30 protein-coding genes are annotated in these 23,826 nt (G+C 69.3%); 22 read left to right on the top strand and 8 right to left on the bottom strand.

What is annotated here, in order from left to right:
• Positions 1-95 precede the first annotated feature (95 nt).
• The 4 genes from ACZ6DT_RS38760 to ACZ6DT_RS38745 all read left to right on the top strand — a co-directional run bounded on the left by ACZ6DT_RS38760 (position 96) and on the right by ACZ6DT_RS38745 (position 2,661).
• On the top strand, positions 96-398 hold the full coding sequence (locus tag ACZ6DT_RS38760; RefSeq protein WP_465604637.1) for an L-rhamnose mutarotase: 303 nt from the start codon (positions 96-98) through the stop codon (positions 396-398).
• The gene (locus tag ACZ6DT_RS38755) at positions 395-1,366 is read left to right on the top strand and encodes an aldo/keto reductase (RefSeq protein ID WP_465604599.1); all 972 of its coding nucleotides are present in this window, start codon (positions 395-397) and stop codon (positions 1,364-1,366) included. The genes ACZ6DT_RS38760 and ACZ6DT_RS38755 overlap by 4 nt, the downstream gene beginning before the upstream one ends.
• Entirely contained in the window at positions 1,363-2,202 is an 840-nt protein-coding gene (locus tag ACZ6DT_RS38750; RefSeq protein ID WP_465604596.1) for an amidohydrolase family protein, read from the top strand. The genes ACZ6DT_RS38755 and ACZ6DT_RS38750 overlap by 4 nt, the downstream gene beginning before the upstream one ends.
• Positions 2,203-2,421: 219 nt before the next feature.
• Positions 2,422-2,661, top strand: coding sequence for a hypothetical protein (locus ACZ6DT_RS38745; protein ID WP_465604593.1), 240 nt, complete (start codon positions 2,422-2,424; stop codon positions 2,659-2,661).
• 91 nt (positions 2,662-2,752) lie between these two features.
• Here the strand turns inward: ACZ6DT_RS38745 and shbA are convergent, their stop codons facing one another.
• The 4 genes from shbA to ACZ6DT_RS38725 form a co-directional block, all read right to left on the bottom strand.
• Positions 2,753-3,409 (bottom strand): RNA polymerase sigma factor ShbA, encoded by a 657-nt coding sequence (shbA, locus tag ACZ6DT_RS38740; RefSeq protein ID WP_465604590.1) that lies wholly within the window; start codon positions 3,407-3,409, stop codon positions 2,753-2,755.
• A gap of 250 nt (positions 3,410-3,659) precedes the next feature.
• A complete protein-coding gene (locus ACZ6DT_RS38735) occupies positions 3,660-3,962 on the bottom strand; it encodes a DUF202 domain-containing protein (protein WP_465604588.1) in 303 nt (100 codons plus the stop codon).
• A complete protein-coding gene (locus tag ACZ6DT_RS38730) occupies positions 3,959-4,309 on the bottom strand; it encodes a YidH family protein (protein ID WP_465604585.1) in 351 nt (116 codons plus the stop codon). Before ACZ6DT_RS38730 ends, ACZ6DT_RS38735 begins: the two co-directional genes overlap by 4 nt.
• Positions 4,310-4,319: 10 nt before the next feature.
• Positions 4,320-4,775 (bottom strand): GtrA family protein, encoded by a 456-nt coding sequence (locus tag ACZ6DT_RS38725; RefSeq protein ID WP_465604582.1) that lies wholly within the window; start codon positions 4,773-4,775, stop codon positions 4,320-4,322.
• A 173-nt stretch (positions 4,776-4,948) separates the two neighbouring features.
• On the opposite strand from ACZ6DT_RS38725, the gene ACZ6DT_RS38720 reads away from it, so the two are divergent.
• Positions 4,949-5,164 carry a hypothetical protein gene (locus ACZ6DT_RS38720; RefSeq protein ID WP_465604580.1) on the top strand — a complete coding sequence of 72 codons (216 nt, stop codon included), beginning with the start codon at positions 4,949-4,951 and terminating at the stop codon, positions 5,162-5,164.
• An 82-nt stretch (positions 5,165-5,246) separates the two neighbouring features.
• Positions 5,247-5,552: an iron-sulfur cluster biosynthesis protein gene (locus ACZ6DT_RS38715; protein WP_465604578.1), complete on the top strand. Its 306-nt coding sequence runs from the start codon at positions 5,247-5,249 to the stop codon at positions 5,550-5,552.
• A gap of 795 nt (positions 5,553-6,347) precedes the next feature.
• On the opposite strand, the gene ACZ6DT_RS38710 is transcribed toward ACZ6DT_RS38715, so the two are convergent.
• A complete protein-coding gene (locus ACZ6DT_RS38710) occupies positions 6,348-7,472 on the bottom strand; it encodes a glycerate kinase (protein ID WP_465604575.1) in 1,125 nt (374 codons plus the stop codon).
• A complete protein-coding gene (locus tag ACZ6DT_RS38705; RefSeq protein ID WP_465604572.1) occupies positions 7,469-8,434 on the bottom strand; it encodes a 2-hydroxyacid dehydrogenase in 966 nt (321 codons plus the stop codon). The genes ACZ6DT_RS38710 and ACZ6DT_RS38705 overlap by 4 nt, the downstream gene beginning before the upstream one ends.
• A 155-nt stretch (positions 8,435-8,589) precedes the next feature.
• On the opposite strand from ACZ6DT_RS38705, the gene ACZ6DT_RS38700 reads away from it, so the two are divergent.
• The 11 genes from ACZ6DT_RS38700 to ACZ6DT_RS38650 all read left to right on the top strand — a co-directional run bounded on the left by ACZ6DT_RS38700 (position 8,590) and on the right by ACZ6DT_RS38650 (position 16,971).
• Complete coding sequence (locus ACZ6DT_RS38700; RefSeq protein WP_465604570.1) at positions 8,590-9,117, top strand: hypothetical protein; 528 nt, start codon at positions 8,590-8,592, stop codon at positions 9,115-9,117.
• Positions 9,118-9,289: 172 nt separating this feature from the next.
• On the top strand, positions 9,290-10,099 hold the full coding sequence (locus ACZ6DT_RS38695) for a CoA transferase subunit A (RefSeq protein WP_465604568.1): 810 nt from the start codon (positions 9,290-9,292) through the stop codon (positions 10,097-10,099).
• Entirely contained in the window at positions 10,096-10,887 is a 792-nt protein-coding gene (locus ACZ6DT_RS38690) for a CoA-transferase subunit beta (protein ID WP_465604565.1), read from the top strand. The genes ACZ6DT_RS38695 and ACZ6DT_RS38690 overlap by 4 nt, the downstream gene beginning before the upstream one ends.
• The gene (locus ACZ6DT_RS38685) at positions 10,884-12,062 is read left to right on the top strand and encodes a thiolase family protein (RefSeq protein WP_465604562.1); all 1,179 of its coding nucleotides are present in this window, start codon (positions 10,884-10,886) and stop codon (positions 12,060-12,062) included. The genes ACZ6DT_RS38690 and ACZ6DT_RS38685 overlap by 4 nt, the downstream gene beginning before the upstream one ends.
• A gap of 29 nt (positions 12,063-12,091) precedes the next feature.
• Entirely contained in the window at positions 12,092-12,826 is a 735-nt protein-coding gene (gene pcaH / locus ACZ6DT_RS38680; RefSeq protein ID WP_465604559.1) for a protocatechuate 3,4-dioxygenase subunit beta, read from the top strand.
• Positions 12,826-13,374 carry a protocatechuate 3,4-dioxygenase subunit alpha gene (gene pcaG / locus ACZ6DT_RS38675; protein WP_465604556.1) on the top strand — a complete coding sequence of 183 codons (549 nt, stop codon included), beginning with the start codon at positions 12,826-12,828 and terminating at the stop codon, positions 13,372-13,374. The genes pcaH and pcaG overlap by 1 nt, the downstream gene beginning before the upstream one ends.
• A complete protein-coding gene (pcaD, locus tag ACZ6DT_RS38670; RefSeq protein WP_465604554.1) occupies positions 13,367-14,146 on the top strand; it encodes a 3-oxoadipate enol-lactonase in 780 nt (259 codons plus the stop codon). The genes pcaG and pcaD overlap by 8 nt, the downstream gene beginning before the upstream one ends.
• Complete coding sequence (gene pcaC, locus ACZ6DT_RS38665; RefSeq protein WP_465604551.1) at positions 14,143-14,547, top strand: 4-carboxymuconolactone decarboxylase; 405 nt, start codon at positions 14,143-14,145, stop codon at positions 14,545-14,547. The genes pcaD and pcaC overlap by 4 nt, the downstream gene beginning before the upstream one ends.
• A gap of 151 nt (positions 14,548-14,698) precedes the next feature.
• Positions 14,699-15,505 (top strand): IclR family transcriptional regulator domain-containing protein, encoded by an 807-nt coding sequence (locus tag ACZ6DT_RS38660; protein WP_465604548.1) that lies wholly within the window; start codon positions 14,699-14,701, stop codon positions 15,503-15,505.
• Complete coding sequence (locus tag ACZ6DT_RS38655; RefSeq protein WP_465604545.1) at positions 15,498-16,067, top strand: nucleotidyltransferase family protein; 570 nt, start codon at positions 15,498-15,500, stop codon at positions 16,065-16,067. Before ACZ6DT_RS38660 ends, ACZ6DT_RS38655 begins: the two co-directional genes overlap by 8 nt.
• Positions 16,068-16,098: 31 nt before the next feature.
• Entirely contained in the window at positions 16,099-16,971 is an 873-nt protein-coding gene (locus ACZ6DT_RS38650) for an AAA family ATPase (protein ID WP_465604542.1), read from the top strand.
• Between the two features lie 3 nt (positions 16,972-16,974).
• Here the strand turns inward: ACZ6DT_RS38650 and ACZ6DT_RS38645 are convergent, their stop codons facing one another.
• The gene (locus tag ACZ6DT_RS38645; protein WP_465604634.1) at positions 16,975-17,994 is read right to left on the bottom strand and encodes an aldo/keto reductase; all 1,020 of its coding nucleotides are present in this window, start codon (positions 17,992-17,994) and stop codon (positions 16,975-16,977) included.
• Positions 17,995-18,094: 100 nt separating this feature from the next.
• Between ACZ6DT_RS38645 and ACZ6DT_RS38640 the strand changes: the two genes are divergently transcribed.
• The 4 genes from ACZ6DT_RS38640 to ACZ6DT_RS38625 all read left to right on the top strand — a co-directional run bounded on the left by ACZ6DT_RS38640 (position 18,095) and on the right by ACZ6DT_RS38625 (position 22,227).
• Entirely contained in the window at positions 18,095-18,661 is a 567-nt protein-coding gene (locus ACZ6DT_RS38640) for a TetR/AcrR family transcriptional regulator (protein WP_465604539.1), read from the top strand.
• A gap of 61 nt (positions 18,662-18,722) precedes the next feature.
• Positions 18,723-19,937: an FAD-dependent oxidoreductase gene (locus tag ACZ6DT_RS38635; protein ID WP_465604536.1), complete on the top strand. Its 1,215-nt coding sequence runs from the start codon at positions 18,723-18,725 to the stop codon at positions 19,935-19,937.
• A gap of 81 nt (positions 19,938-20,018) precedes the next feature.
• Complete coding sequence (locus tag ACZ6DT_RS38630) at positions 20,019-21,122, top strand: vWA domain-containing protein (protein WP_465604533.1); 1,104 nt, start codon at positions 20,019-20,021, stop codon at positions 21,120-21,122.
• On the top strand, positions 21,115-22,227 hold the full coding sequence (locus tag ACZ6DT_RS38625; RefSeq protein ID WP_465604531.1) for an XdhC family protein: 1,113 nt from the start codon (positions 21,115-21,117) through the stop codon (positions 22,225-22,227). The genes ACZ6DT_RS38630 and ACZ6DT_RS38625 overlap by 8 nt, the downstream gene beginning before the upstream one ends.
• Here the strand turns inward: ACZ6DT_RS38625 and ACZ6DT_RS38620 are convergent.
• A complete protein-coding gene (locus ACZ6DT_RS38620) occupies positions 22,205-22,684 on the bottom strand; it encodes an Lrp/AsnC family transcriptional regulator (protein WP_465604528.1) in 480 nt (159 codons plus the stop codon). The genes ACZ6DT_RS38625 and ACZ6DT_RS38620 overlap by 23 nt on opposite strands.
• A gap of 70 nt (positions 22,685-22,754) precedes the next feature.
• Here ACZ6DT_RS38620 and ACZ6DT_RS38615 point away from each other — a divergent pair, with 70 nt between their 5' ends.
• Positions 22,755-23,690, top strand: a complete 936-nt coding sequence (locus tag ACZ6DT_RS38615) for a threonine ammonia-lyase (RefSeq protein WP_465604526.1) — start codon at positions 22,755-22,757, stop codon at positions 23,688-23,690.
• Positions 23,691-23,826: the final 136 nt, after the last annotated feature.

The following is a 23,826-nucleotide window of genomic DNA, read 5'->3' as shown; positions in this document are numbered from 1 at the left end:
CTCCCCGAAGACCTCGGATGTTTGAGTGTCAGTTGACAGAGTGCCATGTTTCGAACTGAGGAGGCGCGGTGACCCACGGTGTCGCACTACAAAGAGTGGCACTCCACACCCGGTTGAAGCCGGGTAAGGAGGCCGAATACGAGTCCGTCCACGCCGTCATCCCGCCTGATCTGGACGAAGCCCTGCGGGGTGCGGGTGTGCGTTCGTGGCGGATCTGGCGGGACGGTCTCGACCTCTTCCACGTGGTGGAGGTCGAGGACTACGCGAAGATGCGCGCGATCCTGCGCGACCATCCGGCCAACATTCCATGGCAGGCGCGGATGGCGGACCTGCTCGACGTCGAAGACGACTACTCGGGCAACGATTCGGGTCTCGGCCTGGTGTGGGAGCTTCCGTGAAGATCCCCCTGTCCCCGCTGGGGCTCGGCTGCGCGCAGCTGGGCAACCTGTACCACGCCATCGCCGACGACACGGCCGAAGCGACCGTCCGGCAGGCGTGGGACGAAGGCATCCGGTACTTCGACACCGCCCCGCACTACGGCCTCGGGCTGTCGGAACGGCGGCTGGGCGCGGCGCTTTCGGCGTATCCCCGCGCGGATTTCGTGGTCTCGACCAAGGTCGGCCGCGTGCTGGAACCCGATCCCGACGGTGCCTCACGCACCGACTCGGAGGGTTTCGTCGTTCCAGCCGCGTACAGACGCCGCTGGGACTTCAGCCGTGACGGGATCCTCCGCTCGCTTGAGGACAGTCTGGAGCGGCTCGGGCTCGATCGCGTGGACGTCGTCTACGTGCACGATCCGGACGAACATTTCGAAGACACCGTCAACGGCGCGTTCCCCGCGCTGCTCGAACTCCGGGAGCAGGGCGTCGTCGACGCCATCGGGGCCGGGATGAACCAGGCGCCGATGCTGACGGAGTTCGTCCGCCGGTTCGATCTCGACGTGATCCTGCTGGCGGGCCGGTACACCCTGCTCAACCAGCCGGCTCTCGACGATCTCCTCCCGCTGTGCACCGAACGCGGAGTGGACGTGGTGGCGGGCGGCGCTTTCAACGCCGGAATCCTCGCGACCGCGTCGCCCGGCACGATGTACGACTACGCCGAGGCGCCCGTCGAACTGGTCGAGCGCGCCCAGCGGATCGCGGATGTCTGCGCGCGGCACGGTGTCGAACTCCCGCAGGCCGCTTTGGGGTTGCCCGCCGCGCATCCGTCGGTGGTGTCCGTGGTCGTCGGCGCGCACGATCCCGGCCAGGTCCGGCTCAACGCCGAACGGTTCCGGCGTCCGGTGCCGCGCGAGTTGTGGACGGACCTGATCCGTGCGGGACTGTTGCGTGAGGACACCGTGCTGCGACCGGGAGGACAGTCGTGATCGACGCGCACCATCACCTGTGGGACCCCTCGCGGCGGGACTACCCCTGGATGACGGGGACGGCGCTGGACCCGATCCGCCGTCCGTACACAGTGGACGATCTCCGCACGGTGACGAAGACGGCGGGGGTAAAGGGGACCGTGCTGGTGCAGACGGTTTCGTCGGAGGAGGAGACGCGCGAGTTCCTCGACGTCGCACTCGCCGAACCGCTGATCGCGGGTGTCGTCGGCTGGACCGATCTCACCGCTCCCGACGTCGGCGAGCGCGTGGCCTCGTTTTCCGGTCCCCTGGTGGGAATCCGGCACCAGGTCGAGGACGAGCCCGACCCGGCGTGGCTGACCCGGCCCGAGGTCCTGCGTGGCCTCGCCGCCCTCGGCGAGGCCGGGCTGGCGTACGACCTGTTGGTGAAGCCACCCCAGCTTCCCGCCGCACTCGCCGCCGCGAAAGCGTCGCCTGACCAGGTTTTCGTGCTCGACCACGCCGCGAAGCCGCCGATCGCCTCGGGCGAATGGCAGCCGTGGGCGGACGGTGTCGCGGCGCTGGGGGAGCTGGACAACGTGTACTGCAAGCTTTCCGGGCTCGTGACCGAGGCGGACTGGGCGCGGTGGAAGGCCGGTCAGCTGGCGCGCTGGGCCGAGCACGTGCTGGAGTCCTTCGGGGCTTCGCGGCTGATGTTCGGCTCCGACTGGCCGGTCTGCGAACTCGCGGCAGCGTACGAAGTCGTCGTGGACACGGCGTTCTCGCTCACGGGCTTACTGAGCGACGCCGAGCGGCTGGAGTTCTTCGACGGCACCGCGAAGCGCGCTTACCGGCTTCCCGCCGCGAGAGGGGCGTGAGCCGGTCGGATGTGCCGAGTACCACGTGCCGTACCGGTTTGACCGGTGCGGGGACGGGTATCGAATGCCCGTGACATCCTCTTTGGAGACAGAGTATCGCTGTGCCCGGTGCGACGGGACATGTTCGAGTGCCCTGGCCGCCACCGCCGGCCAAGCCGGGGCCGGTGCGTTGATCTGTCCCTCTTGCTACGGCGTTTTCGTCGAGAGCAGGGTCCGCGGATGATCATCGCGGCGTTGGTACTCGCTTCGGTCGCGCTCGTGGTCGCCGCGGTGGCGGTGCGGGTCGCGTTCGTCGCGAACCGCACGGCGGCGGAGTCGCGAACCCAGGCGCGGCGGGCCCGCGCGCACGCCGAGGCGCTCGGCGATCGGCTGCGTGACGAGGCACTCCGGCCGGCACCGGATCCGTCGATGGTCGCGAAAGTGCTCGGCGCGGTCGGCCTCATCGAGTCGCGGCGTTGAACCGCCGGACGGCTCGAAGAAAGAAGGCAGGGGCGCGGGGTCCGGGCGCCGGAGAGCCGCCGATCAACGACCTGCGACAGGGGAGGAAAGCTCAGAACTCGTCCTGCTTGACCATCGTCCGCAGGCGGGCCAGTGCGCGGTGCTGCGTCACGCGCACGTTGCCGGCGGAGATACCGAGTGCCTCGGCGGTTTCGGCGGCGGAGAGGCCGACGGCGATGCGCAGAGCGAGGATCTCCTGTTGCACTCGCGGCAGCGTGGAGAGCAGGCGGTTGAGCCGGGCACCGAGGTCCAGGTGCAGGGCGTGCGTTTCGGGTTCGTTGTCGCCGATGGGCCGTTCCGGCAGTTCCGGTACCGGCTCCGACCGGTCGCGGGAGACGGCGCGGTAGGCGTCGGCGACCTTGTTGGCCGCGATGGCGTGCACGAGGTAGAGGAACGAACCGCCCCGATCCTGATAGCCGGGGAGGGCCTTCAGCACGGCCATGCACACTTCCTGCGCGACGTCGTCCGCCGACAGGTAGGACAGGTCGCGGCCACCCATTCTGGCGCGGCAGTACCGGACCACGACCGGCCCGATCATCCGCAGGAGTGACTGGATCGCGGCGGGATTCCCGTCGCCCGCGTCCTTGACGACGGGATCGAGGTCCTCCTTCGTCAGCCGTCCGCCCGGTCGAGGCAGGTTCTCCGGAGTCGTGTATCCGGGGACCGCATCGGGGGTGACGGTTCTGGACGCGCTGGAAATCGCTTGCATGGTCGTCCTCCCCGGCCGACCCTGCGACCATCGCTGTCGAGGGGCCAACACTCCGTAACGATTGAGGACGGCAGATGCTCCGTAAGATCAGATCGATCTGCCGCCGTTGCGACGCAGCGTAATCGTAGGCGCCGTTCGGACGGCAGTAAAGATTTCAACTAGAGATAGCCCATTCGCCGGAGTCGGCTTAATACAACCGAGACTCTGTGTCGCGAAAAGGGTTCCCCGGATCGCAGGATGTGCGCGCCGCTCAGCGCACCGTGATCAAAGCGACGGCGGTCGCTACGACGAGTGCCGATGCGGTGACAGCAAGGGCTGGGTTAAGAGATTTCGGGGTGCCCGGACGGCGCAGTGCTCGTTCACGGAACGCGCCGGCGGCGACCAAGGTGATCACCATGGCACCCCCGAACGCGACCGGGATGACCGTCGTTCCCCAGCCTCGCCGGGCCGCGCTGTGCAAGAGCAGGAGTGTGCAGGCAGTAGCCGCGAGCGCGGTCCGGCGCCAGGCCAGCCCGGTTCGTTCCGCTTGCGCTCCGTGATCGCCGGCGTTCACGAGAAGACCACCAGAGCCGCGGCCGTCAGCGTGATCGCGAGGATTCCGGCGCTCAGCAGGATCAGCATCCCGCTCTTCGGCAGGGGCCGTCCCGCGCGCATCGCGGTCTGCACCTGCCGCCAGCGTGGATACGCGCTCGCCGCGAGGACAGCGGCCAGTACGACGCACATTCCCGTGAGGACGGTGCTCAGCGCGTTCGGGTCGGGAACCAGTTGATGGACGGCGACGCCGCCCGCGAGCAGGCCCAGCGCCGTCCGGAGCCAGGCGAGGAAGGTCCGTTCGTTGGCGAGCGTGAATCGGTAGTCGGGTTCCGAACCGCCGTCGTGCGGTCCGTTGATCTCTGCCACGCGGGGAAGCCTAGGCGCTCCGGCGAGCGAAGACCCACCAGCGAAGGACCGCGAAGCGCGCGATGCCGCCCACGACGCTGGCCGCGAGCAAGGCGCCTGTCTGCTCCAGCGCGGTCGGCTCGGTGATCACCGAGCCGAGGGACGCGAGCACGATCGAGCCGTACACGGCGTAGAAGCCGAACGTCACCAGGTCCTGGAAGTGTCGCTTGCCCGCATTGCTCTTGCGGCCGGCGAAGGTGACCCGGCGATGGAACTCGGTGTTCCCGACGGTGGTGACCGCGAGCGCGACCAGATTGGCCACCTGGGGGCCGAGGATCGGTTGGAAGAAGAGGAACAGCACGGCTTGCACGCCGGTGGCGGCGACTCCGGCGACGACGTACCAAGCGGCATGGTTGCCGAGTTCGTGATGCCGTTCCGGCGCGCGCCGGATGATCCGGTGCCCTGGCGCCCACCTGGTGGTGGTCATACCGACGACGCTACTCCTTGTTTCACAAATTTGTGAAGCTAATGAACTGCCTGAGAATCTGTGATCCCCGCGACAGCGCCCCTGTTTGGCCTGCGGAGACGCCGGGTAAGCCACAGGAGCCGGGTCGAGTACAGCACGGCCCGGTCGAAGTCCGACCAGGAGGGAGCGGCCCGATGAACGACCATGAGACCGCGGAACCGGAAACGCTGGATCCCAGTGAGGCCCTCGACGAGGACGAACTCCAGGTCGATCCACTCGAAGAGGGGGTGGAACCGCCCGAACACTGGAGCGGGGCCGACCGTTTCGGGACCACGCCCGCGGAGATGCGCGAAGGGGAGTCGCACGCCATGCGGCTGGCCGAAGAGGAGCCTGACGTCGGCGAAAGATGATCTTTCGCTCAGGCGGCAGGCCGTCCCAGGACCCCCTAGCGTGGTCCGTCAAGTGCAAGACCGCGACGAAGGAAGGGCAGAGATGCTGACAGTCACCGAAGCCGCCGCCGAGGCGATCACGGCACTGACCGGCCAGGAAAACGGGCAAGACGGAGGCGGGCTGCGGTTCGCGATGCACTCCCAGGAGAGTGACAACCCCCAGCTCGCGGTTTCCGTCGCTCCCGAACCCGAAAGCGGAGACAAGGTGCTCGGCGCCGACGGCGGCCCGAAGGTGTTCTTGGAGCCGGAAGCGGCCGCTTTGCTCGACGACAAGGTGCTCGACGTCCAGCAGGACGAAACCGGCGAAGTCGCTTTCGCTGTACTCCCGCAGGCAGAGCCTGGCAGCTGAGCCCGGCGGGTTCAGGGTTTGCCCAGGTGGGGCGCGTCACGCCTCTTCACGCAGGGCCCGGCAAAGTCGCATAGCCGTTGGTCATTGGCGCTCTTGGTGATTCGAACTGGACACCCATGGGGCGGATGACAGGGTGTCTTGAGCGACTGGTGTCCACAAAGGACATTAGTCGACCGCAGGTCGTCCATTTGATGCGTTAATGAACGTCTCCATTGGGGTCGTGAGTGAAAAAGAGGGTTATTGAGGGTCGGGCGACATGATCACCGGACGAGGAAACGCTCACCGGTCCGTGAAGGCCTCCTTGCCTACCCTGGAGATAGGCAAGGAGGCCTTCACTGCCTTCCGAGGCACCCCTGGTGATGACACCGGGACCACCGTGACGCCAACCCCCGGCCCTTGCGGTCCGAGGATGCCTCCTGGCACGACACCGTTGACTTTCGGCTCGTTAGAACACGAATCGCCACTCACGACCCCCTGTATCGACGCCCCGCGTACCCCTGGCGCCACACCGGCAACAGTCCGGAATGGACACAATGAGCTGAGGTGCGCAAGCTGTCGTCACCGATAAGAAAACGCAGTTCACCGGGTTGTTCAACTTGAGCTACGTGGCATTGGGCTAGAACCGTCTTCTCGAAAAAATGTCCCTTGTGGACAGTCGAGAAGGTGTCACGCCACTGTGACGAGCCCGCCTCCCCCGCAACACCCACTTGAACAGCGGTTATGCGACTTTGCCGGGGCTCTGGTGCCTAGCGCGAGGAAGAGGCCCTTCATGTACTTCAAGTTGGGCAATCTCGCTTAGGCCCCGGCCCAGGCGCGGACCAGCTCGCCGGCCCGCTCTCGCAGGAGTTCCGCCGCGTGCGCACGCGCGTAATCGAGCGAAGGCGCGTGGTCGATCAGGGCGGCGCTGCCCACGACCCCGAGGCCGTCGAGCTGGCTCTGGTCCAGTTGGATCCGTCCGGCCAGCACCATCAGCGGCACCGCGTGTTCCTGTGCGCGGGCCGCGATGCCCGCCGGTGCCTTCCCGTCGAGACTCTGTTCGTCCAGCGAACCCTCGCCGGTGATGACGAGGTCGGCGCGTTCGATGGCGTCGGCGACGCCGGTGAGCCCGGCGATCAGCTGGAAACCGGATTCGACGCTCGCGCCGAGTCCCGCGATCGCCCCGGCGGCGACCCCGCCGCCCGCCCCCGCTCCGGGAAGGTCCGAGACGTCCTGGGCCCCGGCGTTCCGCAATGCCTGCGCCCAGCGGGCCAGGGCCTCGTCCAATAGTTCGACCTCGCGCGGGCCCGCGCCTTTCTGCGGGCCGAAGACCGCGGCGGCGCCACGGGGGCCGAGCAGCGGGTTCGTCACGTCGGTGGCGACAGCGACCTCGACGGAGCCGAGCCTGTCCCGCGCCGGGCCGAGTTCGGCCAGCGCGACGCGCCCCAGCGTGCCGCCGCCCAGCCCGACGGGCGCGCTGAACGCGTCGAAGACCCCGGCGCCCAGTGCCGCCAGCATCCCGGCGCCACCGTCGGTGCTCGCCGTTCCGCCGACGGTCAGCACCAGCCGCCGCGCGCCGTTGTCGAGCGCGTGCGCGAGAAGTTCACCGACACCCCAGGTGTGCGCGGCGAGCGCCACCTCCGGGCTCGGCTCGACGAACTCGATCCCGCACGCCCGGGCCGACTCGATGTAGGCCGTTCCGTCGAGTGTCACGTAGCGCGCGTCGACGGTGTCGTCGAGCGGCCCGCGAACCGGGAGTTCCACCAGGCGGCCGCCCGCCGCGACGAGGACGTCGAGCGTTCCTTCGCCGCCGTCGGCGACCGGACAGGAGGAGACCTCGGCTTCGGGCAGCGCGTCGCGGACGCCGTCGGCGATCGCCTCCGCGGCCTCGACCGCGGTCAAGCTTCCCTTGAACTTGTCGGGCGCGATGACCACACGAGTCATGGACGAACCTCCGTCAGCGGGTTTCCGCCGGTGAGCACCGACGCGACGTTCTCGGCCGCGAGCACGGCCATGGCAGTTCTGGTTTCGACCGTCGCCGATCCGAGGTGCGGCGTCAAGACGACGTTTTCGCGGTCCAGCAGACGCCGCTCGACCTCGGGTTCGGCTTCGAAGACGTCGAGTCCCGCTCCGGCGATCTCCCCGGCTTCGAGCGCGTCCGCCAGGGCGGCTTCGTGGACGACGGGGCCGCGCGTGGTGTTGATCAGATACGCGCCCGGTTTCATCGACCTCAGCGCGGCCGCGTCGATGAGGTGCCGGGTTTCCGGCGTCAGGGGGCAGTGCAGCGAAACGACGTCGGAGCTTCCCAGCAGTTCGTCGAAGGGCACGTACTTCGCGCCCAAGGTCTTCTCGACGTCCTCGGCGGCCCGCGACCGTCCTGAGTAGACGATCCGCGTGCCGAAACCGAGTGCCCGCCGCGCGACCGCCTGCCCGATCTGGCCGAGCCCGACGATCCCGAGCGTCTTGTCCCGCAGCGAGGAGCCGAGCAGGAAACCCAGGTGGAACGACCACGGGGTGCGCGAGCGGATCAAGCGTTCACCCTCGCCGAGCCGCCGCGTGACCGCGAGGATCAGCCCGAACGCCAGATCCGCGGTGGCGTCGGTGAGCACGCCGGGGGTGTTGGTGACGGTGATCCCGCGTCCGGCCAGCGCCGGGATGTCGATGTTGTCGTGGCCGACGGCGACGTTCGCCACGACCTTCAGGCCCGGGCCCGCCGCGTCGGCGACCGCGCCGTCGATCCGGTCGTGCAGCATGCCGACGATCGCGGACGAGCCCCGCACGAACTCGCGCAGTTCGTCCGGCGTCAGCGGCCGGTCGGCGCGCGACAGTTTCACCTCCCCGGCATCGGCGAGCACTTTCAGCGCTTCGTCGGGGATCCACCGGGTCACCGCGATCGTCGAGGTCACGCCCACAGCCTAGTGGGCAGTGCTTGGTATCCCAAACGCGCGAATCCCCACCGTGAGGGAGGCGCTTCCCCTGCGTGGGGGAGCCGTCGCGGTCCACGGCCCGCGAACGTGGAAAGCGCGGAAATGTTCCGCGAGCGGGAATTCAGGGGTGGGAAATGAAACGATCACGGGAACTCGCGGCCGTCGGCGCCGCGATGGTCATCGCCACGACGCTCGTCGCGGCGGGGCCGGCGTCGGGCACGGAAGCGGGCAAGGGGGAGCCGTCCGAGCCGAGTCTGGTCGGCAGCGCGAAGATGCTGCGCGAGGACGGCCAGGACGTGCGGTTCGCCTTCGACGCGCGCGGTCTCCATCCGGAAAGCCGGGGAACGTTTCGGGTGAGCCACGCGGGTGAGGGGCTCTCCGCCTATTTTCAGGGCAGGGTCGATTGCCTGGTCGTCGGCGGCCCTGTCGCCGTGGTGACCGGCATCGTCCACGACACGAACGTCCCGGGCCTCGCGGGCCGCCGGGTCGGGATGACGGTGTACGACAACGGCGGGCGCGACCGGGTCGGCTACAGCTGGGGTCCTGATCCTGAGCGGAAGTCCGTCGTGCCGCGCTGTATGAGCAGTGCTCCGTTCGAGACGGTCGAGACGGGGGACTACAAGGCCGTCGAATGGTTCCCGCCCGGCAGCGGAATCAGCTGAGCCGGAGTCCTTTGTCGTGAAAGGGGCGTTCAGGACGAAAAGTGTCCTGAACGCCCCTTTCACGACATCCGGCGGCGTTTCCCGCCCGAAGAAGGAGTGCGCGACCCCGCCAAACCATGCTATGTTCATATGCAGAACAGGTGTGCGCGATACGAACAAACCGGGAGTGGGGATGGCAGAGCTGCTGTCGTTGAAGGAGGCCGTGGCGCGGCTGGTGCGCGACGGGGACACTGTCGCGCTCGAGGGCTTCACGCACCTCATTCCGGTCGCCGCGGGCCACGAGATCATCCGTCAGCGCCGCACCGGCCTGACGCTGATCCGCATGACCCCGGACATCGTCTACGACCAGCTCATCGGCGCGGGTTGCGCGAACAAGCTGATCTTCTCGTGGGGCGGTAACCCCGGTGTCGGCTCGCTGCACCGCTTCCGTGACGCGGTCCAGCACGCCTGGCCGGTGCCACTGGAGATAGAGGAACACAGTCACGCCGGCATGGCGAATCGCTACGTCGCAGGTGCCTCGGGCCTGCCGTTCGCGGTCCTGCGCGGCTACACCGGCACCGACCTCCCCGCGCAGACCGACACGATCAAGCCCATCACCTGTCCGTTCACCGGTGAGCGGCTCGCCGCCGTCTCCGCGCTGAATCCGGACGTCACGATCGTGCACGCCCAGCGGGCCGACAGGGACGGCAACGTCCAGATCTGGGGCATCACGGGCGTACAGAAGGAGGCGGTGCTCGCGGCGAAGCGCTCACTGGTCACCGTCGAGGAGATCGTGGACGAGCTGGAGCCCCGGCCGGGCGCGATCGTGCTGCCGTCGTGGGCGGTCACCGCCGTCGCCGAGGTTCCCGGCGGCGCGAAGCCGTCGTACGCGGCGGGGTACTACGAACGGGACAACGACGCCTACCAGGCATGGGACGAGATCGGCCGGGACAGGGAGAGCTTCACCCGCTGGCTCGACGAGCTGACGGGAGTGAAGGCATGACCGAGTACACCTCCGACGAGATGATGAGCGTCGCCGCCGCTCGCGCTCTCGGCGACGGGATGTCCTGTTTCGTGGGCATCGGCCTGCCCAGTACGGCCGCCAACCTCGCCCGCCGCGGGCACGCGCCGAACCTCACGCTGATCTACGAATCCGGCTGCCTCGGCGCGAAGCCGACCAGGCTCCCGCTGTCCATCGGCGACGGCGAACTCGCCGACACCGCGGACGCCGTGGTCAGCGTCCCCGAGGTCTTCAACTACTGGCTCCAGCCCGGCCGGATCGACGTCGGTTTCCTCGGCGCCGCCCAGCTGGACAAGTTCGGCAACATCAACACCACCGTCATCGGCCCGGGCTCCGCAGACGAGTTCTCGGGAACGAGTACCTCGAACTACGCCAGCCCCAAGGTGCGCCTCCCCGGGGCGGGCGGCGCACCGGAGATCGCCGCCTCGTGCCGTGAGGTGTTCGTGGTACTCCGGCAGAGCACCCGCACGTTCGTCGAGAAGGTCGACTTCGTGACCTCGTTCGGCCACGGCACCGGCAAGGGCGACCGCGAGCGCCTCGGCCTCCCCGGCGCCGGGCCGACGCTGGTGGTCACCGACCTCGGCCTGCTGCGGCCCGACCCGGAGACCGCCGAGCTCACCCTCACCGAACTGCACCCCGGGGTCGAGGTCGATCAGGTCCTCGAGGCGACCGGGTGGAAACTGAAGGTGTCCGGCGACCTGGGAACCACCCCGGCGCCGACCGAGGCAGAACTCCGCATCCTCCGAGACCTCAAAAGGGCGAGCGCATGACCGACGTCTTCCTGTTCGACGCCATCCGTACCCCGTTCGGCAAATACGGCGGCGCCCTGTCCGGGGTCCGTCCGGACGACCTCGCCGCCACCGTGCTGCGGGCGCTGGCCGAACGCAACGACCTCGACCCGGCCACCGTCGACGAGGTCGTTCTCGGCGACGCCAACGGCGCGGGTGAGGACAACCGCAACGTCGCGCGGATGGCGGCACTGCTGGCGGGCTGGCCGACCACCGTGCCGGGCGCCACGGTCAACCGGTTGTGCGGCTCCGGCCTCGACGCGGTCATGCAGGCCAGCCGGTCGGTCCAGGTCGGCGACGCCGCACTCGCCGTCGCCGGCGGGGTGGAATCGATGAGCCGCTCGCCGCTGGTCATGCAGAAACCGGAGAAGGCCTTCCCGGCGGGCAATCAGACGCTGTACTCCACCGCGCTGGGCTGGCGCATGGTCAACCCGAAGATGCCCGAACAGTGGACGGTGTCATTAGGCGAGTCCACCGAACAGCTGGCCGAGCGCTACGGCATCGGCCGCGACAAGCAGGACGCGTTCGCCGTCCGCAGTCACGTCAACGCCGCCCGCGCCTGGGACGAGGGGTTCTACGACGACCACGTCGTCCCCGTCGAGGGTGTCGAACTCACTCGCGACGAAGGCATCCGGCCGGATTCCAGCCCGGAGAAGCTCGCGAAACTCAAACCCGTCTTCCGTCCACAAGGGACGGTCACGGCCGCGAACGCCTCGCCCCTGAACGACGGCGCCTCCGCGCTGCTGCTCGGGGACGAGGCGGCCGGGAAACGGCTCGGCAAGGCGCCGCTGGCCCGGATCGCCGGCCGTGGCGCGGCGGGTGTCGACCCCGACGTCTTCGGCATCGGCCCGGTGCGCGCGGCCGAGATCGCCCTGGAGCGGGCCGGGATCGGCTGGGAAGACCTGGCGGCCGTCGAACTGAACGAGGCCTTCGCCGCGCAGTCGCTGGCCTGCCTGCGGGACTGGTCGAAGCTCGACCCGGAGATCGTCAACGTGAACGGCGGCGCGATCGCGATCGGGCATCCGCTGGGCGCCTCCGGCGGCCGCATCCTCGGCACCCTGGCCCATCACCTGCGCCGCACCGGCGGCCGGTGGGGGCTGGCGGCCATCTGCATCGGCGTCGGTCAAGGGCTGGCCGTCGTCCTCGAAGCCCAGTGATCCACTGACCCGCGCTGGAGGGAACAGCTATGTCCGCACCCGCAGAACTGAGGCTCCCGCGCTACCGGCGCGATCCGGAGGGCACGCATCCGCCACTCGACTACGCCGGCTACCGGTCGACGGCGCTGCGGCATCCCAAGGAACCGCTGATCGTGCTCCCGCAACTGCTGACCGAGGTCACCGGGCCGGCACTGGGGCCGGGGCGGATCGGCGAGTTCGACAACGACCTCACCAAGGGGCACGCGGGGGAGCCGCAAGGCCAGCGGATCATCGTCACCGGACGGCTGCTCGACGGCGACGGGCGGCCGATCCGGGATTCGCTCGTGGAGATCTGGCAGGCGAACGCGGGCGGGCGGTACCGGCACACCGGTGATCGCTGGCCGTCGCCGCTCGACCCGAACTTCGACGGCGCGGGCCGGACGCTCACCGACGCCGAAGGGCGCTACACCTTCACCACCATCAAACCGGGCGCGTACCCGTGGAAGAACCACGACAACGCCTGGCGGCCGGCGCACATCCACTTCTCCGTGTTCGGCACCGCGTTCACCCAGCGGCTGGTCACCCAGATGTACTTCCCGGAAGACCCGCTGTTCTCGCAGGATCCGATCTTCAACTCCATCCCGGACGAGAAGGCGCGGCAGCGGATGATCGCCCGCTTCGACCTCGACCGCACGGAAGCCGAGTGGGCACTGGCCTTCCAGTTCGACATCGTCGTGCGCGGCCGCGAGGCTTCGGTCTTCGAGGACGAGGAGGACGAGCACTGATGCCGGAGACGACGCCTTCCCAGACCGTCGGCCCGTACCTGTCCATCGGCCTGCCCTGGCCGGACGGGCCGGACGTCGTCCCCGCGGACGACCCGGCCGCGATCCGCGTCCACGGCCGTGTCCTCGACGGTGCGGGCGAACCGGTCCCGGACGCGATGATCGAGACCTGGCAGGCCGACGCCGACGGCCGGTTCGACCACCCCGGCGACCCGCGCGGAGCGGTCGCGAGCGGATTCCGGGGCTTCGGACGCTGCCCCACCGATCCAGCGGGCGACTACGAGATCCGGACGATCATGCCCGGTCCGCTGCCCGGTCCGGCGGGTAGCACGCAGGCGCCGCACATCGACGTCTCGGTGCTCGCACGCGGACTCCTGCACCGGGTGGTCACCCGGATCTACTTCGAGGACAACGACAACTCCGGGGACCCGGTGCTGGCCTCCGTCCCGGAAGCCCGCCAGAGCACCTTGGTCGCCACCAAGACCGGTGACGGCTACCGGTTCGACATCCGGTTGCAGGGCGAAGGGGAGACGGTGTTCTTCGATGTCTGAGCCGGTGAAAGTGCACAGCGTCGCGGAAGGGCCCGCGGACGGCCCCGCCGTGGTGCTGAGCGGATCGCTCGGCAGCGACCACCGCATGTGGGAACCGCAGGTGAAACCGTTGGTGGAGCAGGGTTTCCGGGTGATTCGCTACGACACGCGCGGGCACGGCGCCTCCCCGGTCCCGCCGGGGCCGTACACGCTCGCTGATCTCGGCGGTGATCTGCTCGCCCTGCTCGACGAGTACCGCGCCGAACGCGCCCATGTCGTCGGCCTCTCGCTCGGCGGGATGACCGGGATGTGGCTGGGCGTGAACGCGCCGGACCGGATCCAGAGCCTCGTGCTGTGCTGCACGTCCGCGAAACTCGGGCCGCCGAACATGTGGGCGGACAGGGCGAAGACGGTCCGGGAGAACGGCACCGCCGCCGTCGCAAAGGCGGGGGTCGGCCGCTGGCTGACCGCCGGTTTCGCCGCCGCCCACCCCGAGCGGGCCGGATACCTGCGCGAGATGATCGCGAGCGTCCCCGCCGAGGGGTACGCGGCGTCCTGTCAGGTCATCGAACGGATGGACCTCGTCGACGAACTGCCCAAGATCACGGCGCGGACCCTGGTCATCGCCGGGGCCGAGGATCCGGCCACCCCGGTCGAGCACGCCGAGGTGATCGCGGGCGGCATCCCGGACGCGCGACTGGAGGTCGTCGACGGTGCCGCGCATCTGGGGAGTTTCGAACAGCCGGAGCGGTTCACCACGTTGATCCTCGAACACCTGGAGGCCGCCCGATGACCGACGACACCTACGAGACCGGCATGAAGGTGCGCCGCGAAGTCCTCGGGGACGCACACGTCGACCGTGCGGTCGCCCGCACCACCGAGTTCAGCCGTCCGTTCCAGGACTACATCACCCGGGGTGCTTGGGGATCGGTCTGGTCGCGTGACGGGCTCGACCGCAAGACCCGCAGCTGTGTCACCCTGGCCGCGCTCACCGCGCTGCACGCCCACGACGAGCTCGCGATGCACGTCCGTGCAGCCGTCCACAATGGACTCACCGCACAGGAGATCTCCGAGGTCCTGCTCCACACCGCCGTCTACACGGGTGCCCCGGCCGCCAACACCGCGTTCGCCGTCGCCCAGCGGGTCCTGGCCGAACTCGGTGAACCTGCCGCCCAGGAAGAGGGTGACGGCTAAGGCGTGCCCCGCGAGGTCTGTTCGCGGTCTCCGTGCCCAGGTCCCTGACAGCACGGACCCGGTACGAGAGCGATCGGCCCGTGCCGTCAGGAGCCACCTGGTTCACCAAGCCCATCGAACAGACTTGCCAGACACGCCTTAGGGTTCTCATATGGACGAAGGCGAGGTGACCGAACGCGGCGCGCATCATGTCCAGTCGCTCGAGCGCGGGCTGGCGGTGATCAAGGCGTTCAACGCGGACGCGGCGGAACTCACGCTGAGCGACGTCGCCCGGTCCACCGGGCTGACCAGGGCGGCCGCCCGCCGGTTCCTGCTCACCCTCGTCGACCTGGGGTACGTGCGCACCGACGGCAAGTACTTCTCGTTGACCGCACGGGTCCTCGAACTCGGCTACTCGTATCTGTCGAGCCTGTCGCTGCCGGAGGTCGCCCAGCCGCATCTGGAACGGCTCTCCGCCGAGGTGCACGAGTCGAGTTCGGTCTCCGTGCTCGAAGGCATGGACATCGTCTACGTCGCCCGCGTGGCCGTCTCGCGGATCATGACCGTCAGCATCAACGTCGGCACCCGCTTCCCGGCCCACGCGACGTCGATGGGACACGTGCTGCTGGCCGGCCTCGATGACTCCGACCTGCGGGGTTATCTCGCCGGGGCGAAGCTCGACAAGCTCACCGCGCGCACCAAGAGCCGACCGGAGGAGTTACTCGCCGAACTGGTCAGGGTCCACGAGCAGGGCTACGCGATGGTCGACCAGGAACTCGAAGAAGGCCTCCGCTCGATCGCCGCGCCGATCCAAGATCGGCGGGGCAAGGTCGTGGCCGCGGTCAACCTCTCCACCCACGCCAGCCGCACCACACGCGAGTCGGTCGAACAGGAACTGCTCCCGCCCCTGCTCGCGGCGGCGCGCGCCATCGAGACCGATCTGGCCTCGGCGCCGCCGACCAAAGCCCGGCATGGCTGAGCCGGCCGGGCTGCTGCTCGCGGCCGGGGCCGGGCGCCGGTTCGGCGGGCCGAAGGCGCTGGCCGTCCTCCACGGCGAGCCGTTCGTCGTCCGGGCGCTGCGGGTGCTCATCGACGCGGGCTGCGCGCCGGTCCGGGTGGTGCTGGGTGCCTCGGCCGCGGAAGTCCGCGCTGTCCTGCCCGCCCCCGGAGCCGCCGTTATGGCCGAAGACTGGGAGTCCGGAATGGGCGCGTCACTGCGGGCGGGCCTGAGCGCGCTCACCGGAACCGACGCCGAAGCCGCTGTCGTGCATCTCGTGGACCTGCCCGGGGTCGGCGCCGAAGTGGTCCGAAGAGTCGCCGCCGGGGCCAGTGAGAACACGGTCGCGCGTGCGGCCTACGAAGGCGTTCCCGGCCATCCCGTAGTGTTCGGTCGCCGTTGGTGGCCGGAGATCATGGCGGGCTCGTCCGGGGACAAGGGTGCCCGCGACTGGCTCAAGGGGCGCCAGGACCTGCGGCTCGTCGAATGCGGCGACCTCGGCACCGGGCAAGACGTGGACCGCCGCGAGGATCTTCCAGGCTGATCTCACGCTCGCCGAGGCTTACGATCGGCACGTGACCGTCGAATCGCCCGCGAAACTGGCCGAAGCCCTCGAATCGGTCGGCTACCTCGCCGACGACGGCATCGCCACGGCCGGATTCCTCGCCGTGGCGCTCGGCCGCCCGCTGTTCTGCGAGGGTGAGCCGGGTACCGGCAAGACCTCGCTCGCCTTGGGCCTGGCCGAAGCGCTCGGCATGCCGCTCATCCGGCTCCAGTGTCACGAGGGGATCGACGCGGCACAGGCGTTGTACGAATGGGACTTTCCTCGTCAGCTGCTGCATTTGCGGGCGCTGGAAGCCTCCGGTGACGGCGGCCTCGACGTCGAGGCCGCCGAACAATCCCTCTACACCGAACGTTTCCTGCTCTCCCGGCCGCTGCTGAAGGCGTTGCAGACCGCGCCGTGCGTGCTGCTGGTCGACGAGATCGACCGGGCCGACGACGAGTTCGAAGCCTTCCTGCTGCAACTCCTCGACGAGAACGCGGTGACGATCCCCGAGTTCGGCGAGGTGCGCGCCGAACATCCGCCGCTCGTGGTGCTCACCTCCAACCGGACACGGGAGGTGCATGACGCGCTGAAGCGGCGCTGTCTCTACCACTGGCTCGAACATCCGGACCTCGGCCGTGAGATCGAGATCCTGCGCCGCAAGATCCCGGGCCTGGGCGAAGGACTCGCCGCGCAGGTCGCGACGGCGGTACAGCGGCTCCGTGCGATGGAGTTGCTGAAGTCGCCCGGAGTGGCGGAATCCCTCGACTGGGCTCAGGCGCTCCTCGCCCTCGGAATGTCCGAATTGGACGCCGCGGCCGCCGCGCGGACCCTCGGCTCGGTGCTCAAGTACAGCGAAGACCTCGCCCGCGTCCGGGCCAAGCTGGACAAGCTGCTCGCCTGAGCGTCAACGGCGCCGCAGCGACGCGTCGAGCAGAGAAGGCGGGGTGTCGTGCTTCTCCTCCGGGGCGAGATCGGTGCCCGGGGCGACGATCTCGTCGATCGCGTCGAGGACGTCGGCGGAAAGCACCGTGTCCGCGGCGGCGAGCTGCGACTCCAGATGTTCCAGTGTGCGGGGCCCGATGATCGCGCTCGTCACGCCCGGATGCGCGACGACGAAGCCGAGCGCGAGCTGGATGAGGCTCAACCCCGCCTGGTCGGCGACCTTGGCCAGCCGCTCGACGGCTTCCAGCCGGGCCCGGTTGACGGGCCGGGTCAGATCGAAACGCTGCGGCAGCACCGCGGAACGGTTCGTACTGATTTCGCGGCCTTCCCGGACCGCGCCGGACAGCCAGCCGGACGCCAACGGGCTCCACACCAGCACGCCCATCCCGTATTCCTCGGTCACGGGCAGCACATGGGTTTCGATCCCGCGCTGCAGAATCGAATAGCCGGGCTGTTCGGTGACGTACCCGCTCAGCCGGTGTTCGCGGGCGGCCCACTGGGCCTGCACGATGCGGTACGCGGGGAATGTCGACGAACCGAAGTAGCGGATCTTCCCCGCCTGTTGCAGATCGGTCAGCGCCGAAAGCGTCTCTTCGTCGCCGGTCTTCGGGTCCCAGCGGTGGATCTGGTAGAGATCGACGTGGTCGACATCGAGGCGGCGCAGGCTGTTGTCCAGTTCGGTGACCAGCCAGCGGCGTGAAGCGCCTTGGTGGTTGCGCTCGTCGCCAATCGGCATGCTCGCCTTCGTGGCCAGCACGATGTCTTCGCGGCGGCCCGCGATGGCCTTCCCGACCATCTTCTCCGACTCGCCCGCGCTGTACATGTCGGCGGTGTCGATGAAATTGATCCCGGCCGCCAGCGCGGCGTCGACGAGGCCGGTGGCCTCGTCCTGGGTGGTGCGCCCGATCGCACCGAAGTTCATCGCGCCCAGCGCGAGGGTGCTGACCTGCACGCCGGTCCTGCCCAAGGTGCGGTACTGCATGACGATGTCCTCCATGGCAAGATGAGCAAGCGGAACGTTGCTCCGCTAACGATACGGAGCAGCGTTCCGTTTGGCAAGCTCGGCGGCGGAGGAGTGCGTGATGAGTGAAAAGGGCACCAAGGCCAAACGCGCGGACGCCCGGCGCAACGAGAAGACGCTGCTCGACGCGGCCGCCGCCGTCTTCGTCACCTCGGGTGTCGAGGCGCCGGTGCGCGACATCGCGGCCAAGGCGGGCGTCGGGATGGGCACGATCTACCGGCACTTCCCGACCAGGGCCGACCTCATCATCGCCGTCTACCGGCATCAGGTCGACGCGTGCGCCGAAGCCGGGCCGGAACTGCTGGCGTCGAGCGATTCCCCGTATGAGGCGTTGCGGCGCTGGATCGACCTCTTCGTCGATTTCCTGGTCACCAAACACGGCCTGGCGGCGGTCCTGCAGTCCGACAACGCCGGATTCGAGACGCTGCACGCCTACTTCCTCGACACCCTCCTGCCGGTGTGCGCCCGGTTGCTCGACGCCGCCGCGGGGGCAGGCGAGATCCGTTCCGATCTGCAGGCGCTCGAAGTCATGCGCGGCGTGGGAAACCTCTGCATCGGCGCCGACAGCGATCCCCGCTACAACGCGCGCAGAATGGTCGGCGTCCTCATCGCCGGACTGCGGCCCTAGGACCAAGGTCCTCTTCGGAGCCGAATACGTGGTAAATGCCCACGGGACGCGCTAGAACTCGATGATGGAACGTACACGGTGTTGTGTGGTGGGGGGCGGTCCGGCGGGAATGGTGCTCGGACTCCTGTTGGCGCGAGCCGGGGTCGAGGTCACCGTTCTCGAAAAGCACAAGGATTTCTTCCGCGATTTCCGCGGCGACACGGTGCATCCGCCGACATTGAGGCTGCTCGACGAACTCGGCCTCGGCGAGCGGTTCGCGGAACTGCCGTCGAAACGGTTGGAGAAGATGCGGATGCTGATCGGCGACACGGCGATCGTCGCCGCCGATTTCAGTCGCGTTCCCGGGCCGCACAAGTACATCGCGATGGTCCCGCAATGGGATTTCCTGAACCTGCTCGCCGAAGCCGCGGCCGGGGAACCGGCGTTCACCCTGCGAATGGGGGCCGAAGTACTCGGCCTGCGCGACGGCGGAGGCGTGCGCTACCGCGATTCCGACGGTGAGGAGCGGGAGCTGGCCGCGTCGCTCGTGGTCGGCTGCGACGGCCGGGATTCGCTCATCCGCGCGGAAGCCGGGCTCGTGCCGAAGGAGTACGAGGTGCCGATGGACGTCTGGTGGGTCCGGGTGCCGAAACTCGAAGACACCGGCAAGGAGGCCCAGGTGTTCGGCCGGTTCGAGGGCGGGCTCGCCGGCGTGACCATGGACCGGGGCGACTACTTCCAGACCTCGTACCTGATCCGGAAGGGACAGGACGCCGCGCAGCGGGCCGAAGGGATCGAGAAGTTCCGGGAACGGATCGGCGGTCTGTTCGGCTGGAACGACGAGCAGCTGAGCGAGATCCGCGACTGGGACGACGTCAAACTGCTGAAGGTCCGGATGTCGAAGCTCCCGCGCTGGCACTCCGGCCGCGTGCTCTGCATCGGCGACGCCGCGCACGCGATGTCGCCGGTCGGCGGGATGGGCGTCAACATCGCGGTGCAGGACGCGGTGGCGGCCGCGCGGTTCCTCGCCGCCCCGTTGCTGCGCGGCACGCTGGCCGCGCGGGATCTCGCCCGCGTGCAGCGTCGGCGGGCCTTGGTGGTCTCGCTCGCCCAGATGCAGCAACTGGGCGAGCACAAGATGATCGTCGAGCCCGCTCTCGACGGGACGCTGACCGGGCGGACGCTGCCGCTGCCGCTCCGGATCTCGGACCGCTTCCCGCAACTCACCGCCCTCGCGGCGTTCATGGGCGGCATCGGTCCCCTGCGCGAGAAAACCCCGGTCTTCGCGCGCCGCTGACCCCGCGTTTCGTCCTCTGAATGCGGTACTTGCGCGTGCAACTACCGCATCCAGAGGACGAAATGCGCGCACAATGGAGGGGTGAGCGACTCACTGGTGGGCTTCGTCGGCTTCGCGGAGGCATTGCGCGAAGCCGGTTTGCCGTGCGACGCGCACCGAGTACAGGCGTACCTCGGCGCAGTCGGTGAGATCGACCTCGCCGATCCCGAGCAGCTCTACTGGGCCGGACGGTTGACGTTGTGCGCCGACCCCGACGACCTCCCGCGCTACAACGCCGCGTTCGACGGCTGGTTCACCGAAAGGGAATCCGCGCCACGACGGCGAGGCAGGGAAGCGGCCCCGAAGCGGGCCAGGATCGCCGCCCTGACGCAGGCGCCGGGCCAGGGCGTGTCCGGCGCGGAGCCCGACGAACTCCGCGTGGCGGCGAGCGAGGAAGAAATCCTGCGTCACCGCGACCTCGCCGAACTGAGCGTCGCCGAACGCGCCCACCTGCGGGAACTGCTCGCGAAACTGCGCCCGGCCCTCCCGCTACGGTCGTCGCCGCGCCGTCGCGCCGCCCGGCGGGGCACGCTCGATCCGTCGCGCACGCTCCGGGCGATGCTGGCCGGTGGCGGCGAGCCCGTGCGCCTGGCGTACCGGCGGAAGGGCGTCAAACCACGCCGCGTCGTCTTCCTGATCGACGTCTCCGGCTCGATGGGGCCGTACGCCGACTCCCTGTTGCGGTTCGCGCATGTCGTGACGCGGCGCGCTCCCGGCCGGGTCGAGGTGTTCACCCTGGGCACCCGGCTCACCAGGGTCTCCCGCCAGCTCCGGCTGCGCGACCCCGAACACGCCATGCTCGCCGCGGCGGCCGCGGTCCCCGATTTCGCGGGCGGGACCAGGCTCGGTGAGACCCTGCGGGCGTTCCTCGACCGCTGGGGACAACGCGGCGCGGCCAGGCGATCCGTCGTCACCGTGTTCTCCGACGGCTGGGAACGGGGCGACCCCGGCCTGCTCGGCGAGCAGCTCGCCAGGCTGCGGCGGCTCGCGCACGTCGTATTCTGGGTGAATCCGCACGCGGGGCGGGCGGGTTACGCTCCCGTGCAGTCCGGCATCGTGGCCGCGCTCCCGTACCTCGATCGGCTGCTGGCCGGGCACAGTTTGGCCACATTGGAACGATTGCTGGTGGAGATCGCCGATGCGTGACGTACTGGACGAACTGCACCGCCGCTGGGCGGCAGGCGAGACGGTGGGGGTCGGCACCGTGGTGGCGACGTTCTCGTCGGCGCCGCGGAGCCCGGGCGCGGCGATGCTCGTCGCGCCCGACGGCACGGTCACCGGCAGCGTCTCCGGCGGCTGCGTCGAGGGAGCCGTCTACGAACTCGCGCGGCAGGTGGTCGCCGAACGCGCGCCCGTGCTGCAGCGCTACGGAGTCAGCGACGACGACGCGTTCGCGGTCGGGCTGACCTGCGGCGGGATCATCGACATCTACGTCCAGCAAGTGGACCGCGACTCGTTGCCGGAACTCGGCGAGATCGTCGAATCGGTCCACAGTGGACAGCCGGTCGCCGTGGTCACGGTGATCGAGCACGAACGCGAGGGCCTGGTCGGCGAGCATCTGATCGTCTGGCCGGACCGGGTCGCCGGTTCGCTCGGTTCGTCGCGGATGGACGACGCCGTCGTCGACGACGCGCGCGGCATGCTCGTCGGCGGCCGCACCGGAACCTTGCATTACGGGCCGGACGGGCAGCGCCGCGGCGAGGGGATGACGGTCTTCGTCAACTCCTTCGAACCGCCCGCGCGCCTGCTGGTCTTCGGCGCGATCGACTTCGCCGCCGCGATGGCGAAGATGGGCGCGTACCTCGGCTACCAGGTCACGGTCTGCGACGCGCGGCCCGTGTTCGCGACGAAGAGCCGGTTCCCCGACGCACACGAGGTCGTCGTCGACTGGCCACACCGCTATCTCAAGGCCGAAGCCGACGCGGGCCGGATCGACGGCCGGACCGCGATCGCCGTGCTCACCCACGATCCGAAGTTCGACGTGCCGCTGCTGGAGGTCGCGCTGCGTCTCGACGTCGGCTACATCGGCGCGATGGGCTCGCGCAAGACCCACGACGACCGCTTCGCGCGGCTGCGCGAGGCCGGGGTCACCGAGGCGGAACTCGAACGGCTGTCCTCGCCGATCGGCCTCGACCTCGGCGCGCGGACCCCCGAGGAGACCGCGGTGTCGATCGCGGCGGAGATCATCGCGCTGCGGTGGAACGGTTCGGGTTCGCGGCTCGCCGAACTCAGCGGCCGGATCCACGGCTGACGTCGGGCACCGGCACCGACTGACTCGACTTGACCACCTCGAAGGCGGGCAGCGTCTCGAACCGTTTGACGTGCTCGTCGAACAGCTTCCTGGACAGGTACCGGCTCGCCTTGAGATCCGGGCTGAGCAGGACGACGACGTAATCCCACTGCCCGACGATGCTGTAGCAGTGCTGGACACGGGGCTCGGCCAGCATCCGCTCGCGGAAGGCCGTGTGGTGTTTCTCGTCGTCGTCGGTCAGCGCGACCAGGACGACCGACGTCATCCCCGCGCCGAGCGCGTCCGGATCGAGCACGGCGACCTCGGCGCGGATCACGCCCGCGGCACGCAGCCGGGTCAGCCGTCGCTGGACCGCGCTCGGGGAGAGGCCGACGGCATCACCCAAATCGTGCAGAGGACGGGCCGCGTCGGCCTGGACGAGGTCGAGCAGCAGCTGGTCGATCTCGTCGAGAGGCACGCAAGATTTTTGCACGTGACCGGGAAAATTTACAATCGCCGTGATCGACTCCCGGCCTAGCTTGAGCGTCATGACCGACATCGACCTGAAGCTGGACAACGTCGCAGAGGCGGCGAAGGTGATCGATCCCGTTTTCCTGAATTCCCCGCAGTACAGCGACGAACAGCTGAACGAACGGCTCGGCCGGCCCGTGCTGGTGAAGATCGAGACGCTGAATCCGTTGCGTAGCTTCAAAGGCCGGGGAGCGGACTATTTCGCGGCCGGACTGGCGCCGGGCACGACGATGGTGTGCGGCACCAGCGGCAACTTCGGGCAGGCCGTCGCGTTCGCCGCCCGCAAGCACGGCCTGCGGGCCGAGGTGTTCGTCCCCGCCGACATCTCCCCGGTCAAACTGCGGCGGATGAAGACCCTGGGGGCGCGGGTACGCCGCGTCGACGGCGAGGCGAAGGTCGCCGCGGCCGCCTTCGCCGCCGAAGCCCCGGACCGCGTCTTCGTGGTCGACGGCCGTGAGCCCGCGATCTCCGAAGGGGCGGGCACGATCGGCCTGGAACTGGCGGAAGCGGGCGGGATCGACACGGTCGTGCTCCCGGTCGGCGACGGCGCGCTGATCGCCGGCGTCGCGCTCTGGCTCAAGGCGCAGACGCCGGACATCCGGATCGTCGGTGTCGGAACGACGTCGGCGCGGGCGATGGCGACGAGCTGGCGGGCCGGTGAGCCGGTCACCGTCGACCGGGTGAACTCGTTCGCCGGTGGCATCTCGATCCGCACCCCGGAACCCGAATCCATCAGGCGTTTGCGGCTACTCGTGGACGACTTCGTGCTGGTCGAGGACGACGATCTGCGCGCGGCCATGCGGTTGGGCGCGGAAACCCTCGGCGTCCTCCCGGAACCCGCGGGCGCCGCCGGCCTGGCCGCGCTGACCGTGCACGACATCCCGGGCGACCGGGTCGCCACCGTGGTCACCGGGGCGAACGCCCCCTGGCCTCATGAGGCCTTGCCGAACTGACGGTGTCGCGTGACTGAGTGGACGGACCGGGTGGGGGGGGGGGGGGGGGGGGGGGGGGGGGGGGGGGGGGGGGGGGGGGGGGGGGGAGGAAAAAACAAAAAGAAAAGAAAGAGACCAGCCCTCCTCCGCCTCCCTC

The sequence above is a fragment of the Amycolatopsis sp. NPDC041971 genome (genome assembly GCF_055588925.1).
This window is presented reverse-complemented; position numbering and strand designations above follow the sequence as displayed.

Coding starts and splice junctions, on each gene's coding strand:
- pcaD (WP_465604554.1), top strand. CDS start 13,367: ATGTCTGAGCCGGTGAAAGTGCACAGCGTCGCGGAAGGGCCCGCGGAC.
- ACZ6DT_RS38695 (WP_465604568.1), top strand. CDS start 9,290: ATGGCAGAGCTGCTGTCGTTGAAGGAGGCCGTGGCGCGGCTGGTGCGC.
- pcaH (WP_465604559.1), top strand. CDS start 12,092: ATGTCCGCACCCGCAGAACTGAGGCTCCCGCGCTACCGGCGCGATCCG.
- ACZ6DT_RS38655 (WP_465604545.1), top strand. CDS start 15,498: ATGGCTGAGCCGGCCGGGCTGCTGCTCGCGGCCGGGGCCGGGCGCCGG.
- ACZ6DT_RS38625 (WP_465604531.1), top strand. CDS start 21,115: ATGCGTGACGTACTGGACGAACTGCACCGCCGCTGGGCGGCAGGCGAG.
- ACZ6DT_RS38685 (WP_465604562.1), top strand. CDS start 10,884: ATGACCGACGTCTTCCTGTTCGACGCCATCCGTACCCCGTTCGGCAAA.
- ACZ6DT_RS38725 (WP_465604582.1), bottom strand. CDS start 4,775: ATGACCACCACCAGGTGGGCGCCAGGGCACCGGATCATCCGGCGCGCG.
- ACZ6DT_RS38690 (WP_465604565.1), top strand. CDS start 10,096: ATGACCGAGTACACCTCCGACGAGATGATGAGCGTCGCCGCCGCTCGC.
- ACZ6DT_RS38710 (WP_465604575.1), bottom strand. CDS start 7,472: ATGACTCGTGTGGTCATCGCGCCCGACAAGTTCAAGGGAAGCTTGACC.
- ACZ6DT_RS38635 (WP_465604536.1), top strand. CDS start 18,723: ATGATGGAACGTACACGGTGTTGTGTGGTGGGGGGCGGTCCGGCGGGA.
- pcaG (WP_465604556.1), top strand. CDS start 12,826: ATGCCGGAGACGACGCCTTCCCAGACCGTCGGCCCGTACCTGTCCATC.
- ACZ6DT_RS38615 (WP_465604526.1), top strand. CDS start 22,755: ATGACCGACATCGACCTGAAGCTGGACAACGTCGCAGAGGCGGCGAAG.
- ACZ6DT_RS38700 (WP_465604570.1), top strand. CDS start 8,590: ATGAAACGATCACGGGAACTCGCGGCCGTCGGCGCCGCGATGGTCATC.
- ACZ6DT_RS38720 (WP_465604580.1), top strand. CDS start 4,949: ATGAACGACCATGAGACCGCGGAACCGGAAACGCTGGATCCCAGTGAG.
- ACZ6DT_RS38715 (WP_465604578.1), top strand. CDS start 5,247: ATGCTGACAGTCACCGAAGCCGCCGCCGAGGCGATCACGGCACTGACC.
- ACZ6DT_RS38640 (WP_465604539.1), top strand. CDS start 18,095: ATGAGTGAAAAGGGCACCAAGGCCAAACGCGCGGACGCCCGGCGCAAC.
- pcaC (WP_465604551.1), top strand. CDS start 14,143: ATGACCGACGACACCTACGAGACCGGCATGAAGGTGCGCCGCGAAGTC.
- shbA (WP_465604590.1), bottom strand. CDS start 3,409: ATGCAAGCGATTTCCAGCGCGTCCAGAACCGTCACCCCCGATGCGGTC.
- ACZ6DT_RS38645 (WP_465604634.1), bottom strand. CDS start 17,994: ATGCAGTACCGCACCTTGGGCAGGACCGGCGTGCAGGTCAGCACCCTC.
- ACZ6DT_RS38745 (WP_465604593.1), top strand. CDS start 2,422: ATGATCATCGCGGCGTTGGTACTCGCTTCGGTCGCGCTCGTGGTCGCC.
- ACZ6DT_RS38660 (WP_465604548.1), top strand. CDS start 14,699: ATGGACGAAGGCGAGGTGACCGAACGCGGCGCGCATCATGTCCAGTCG.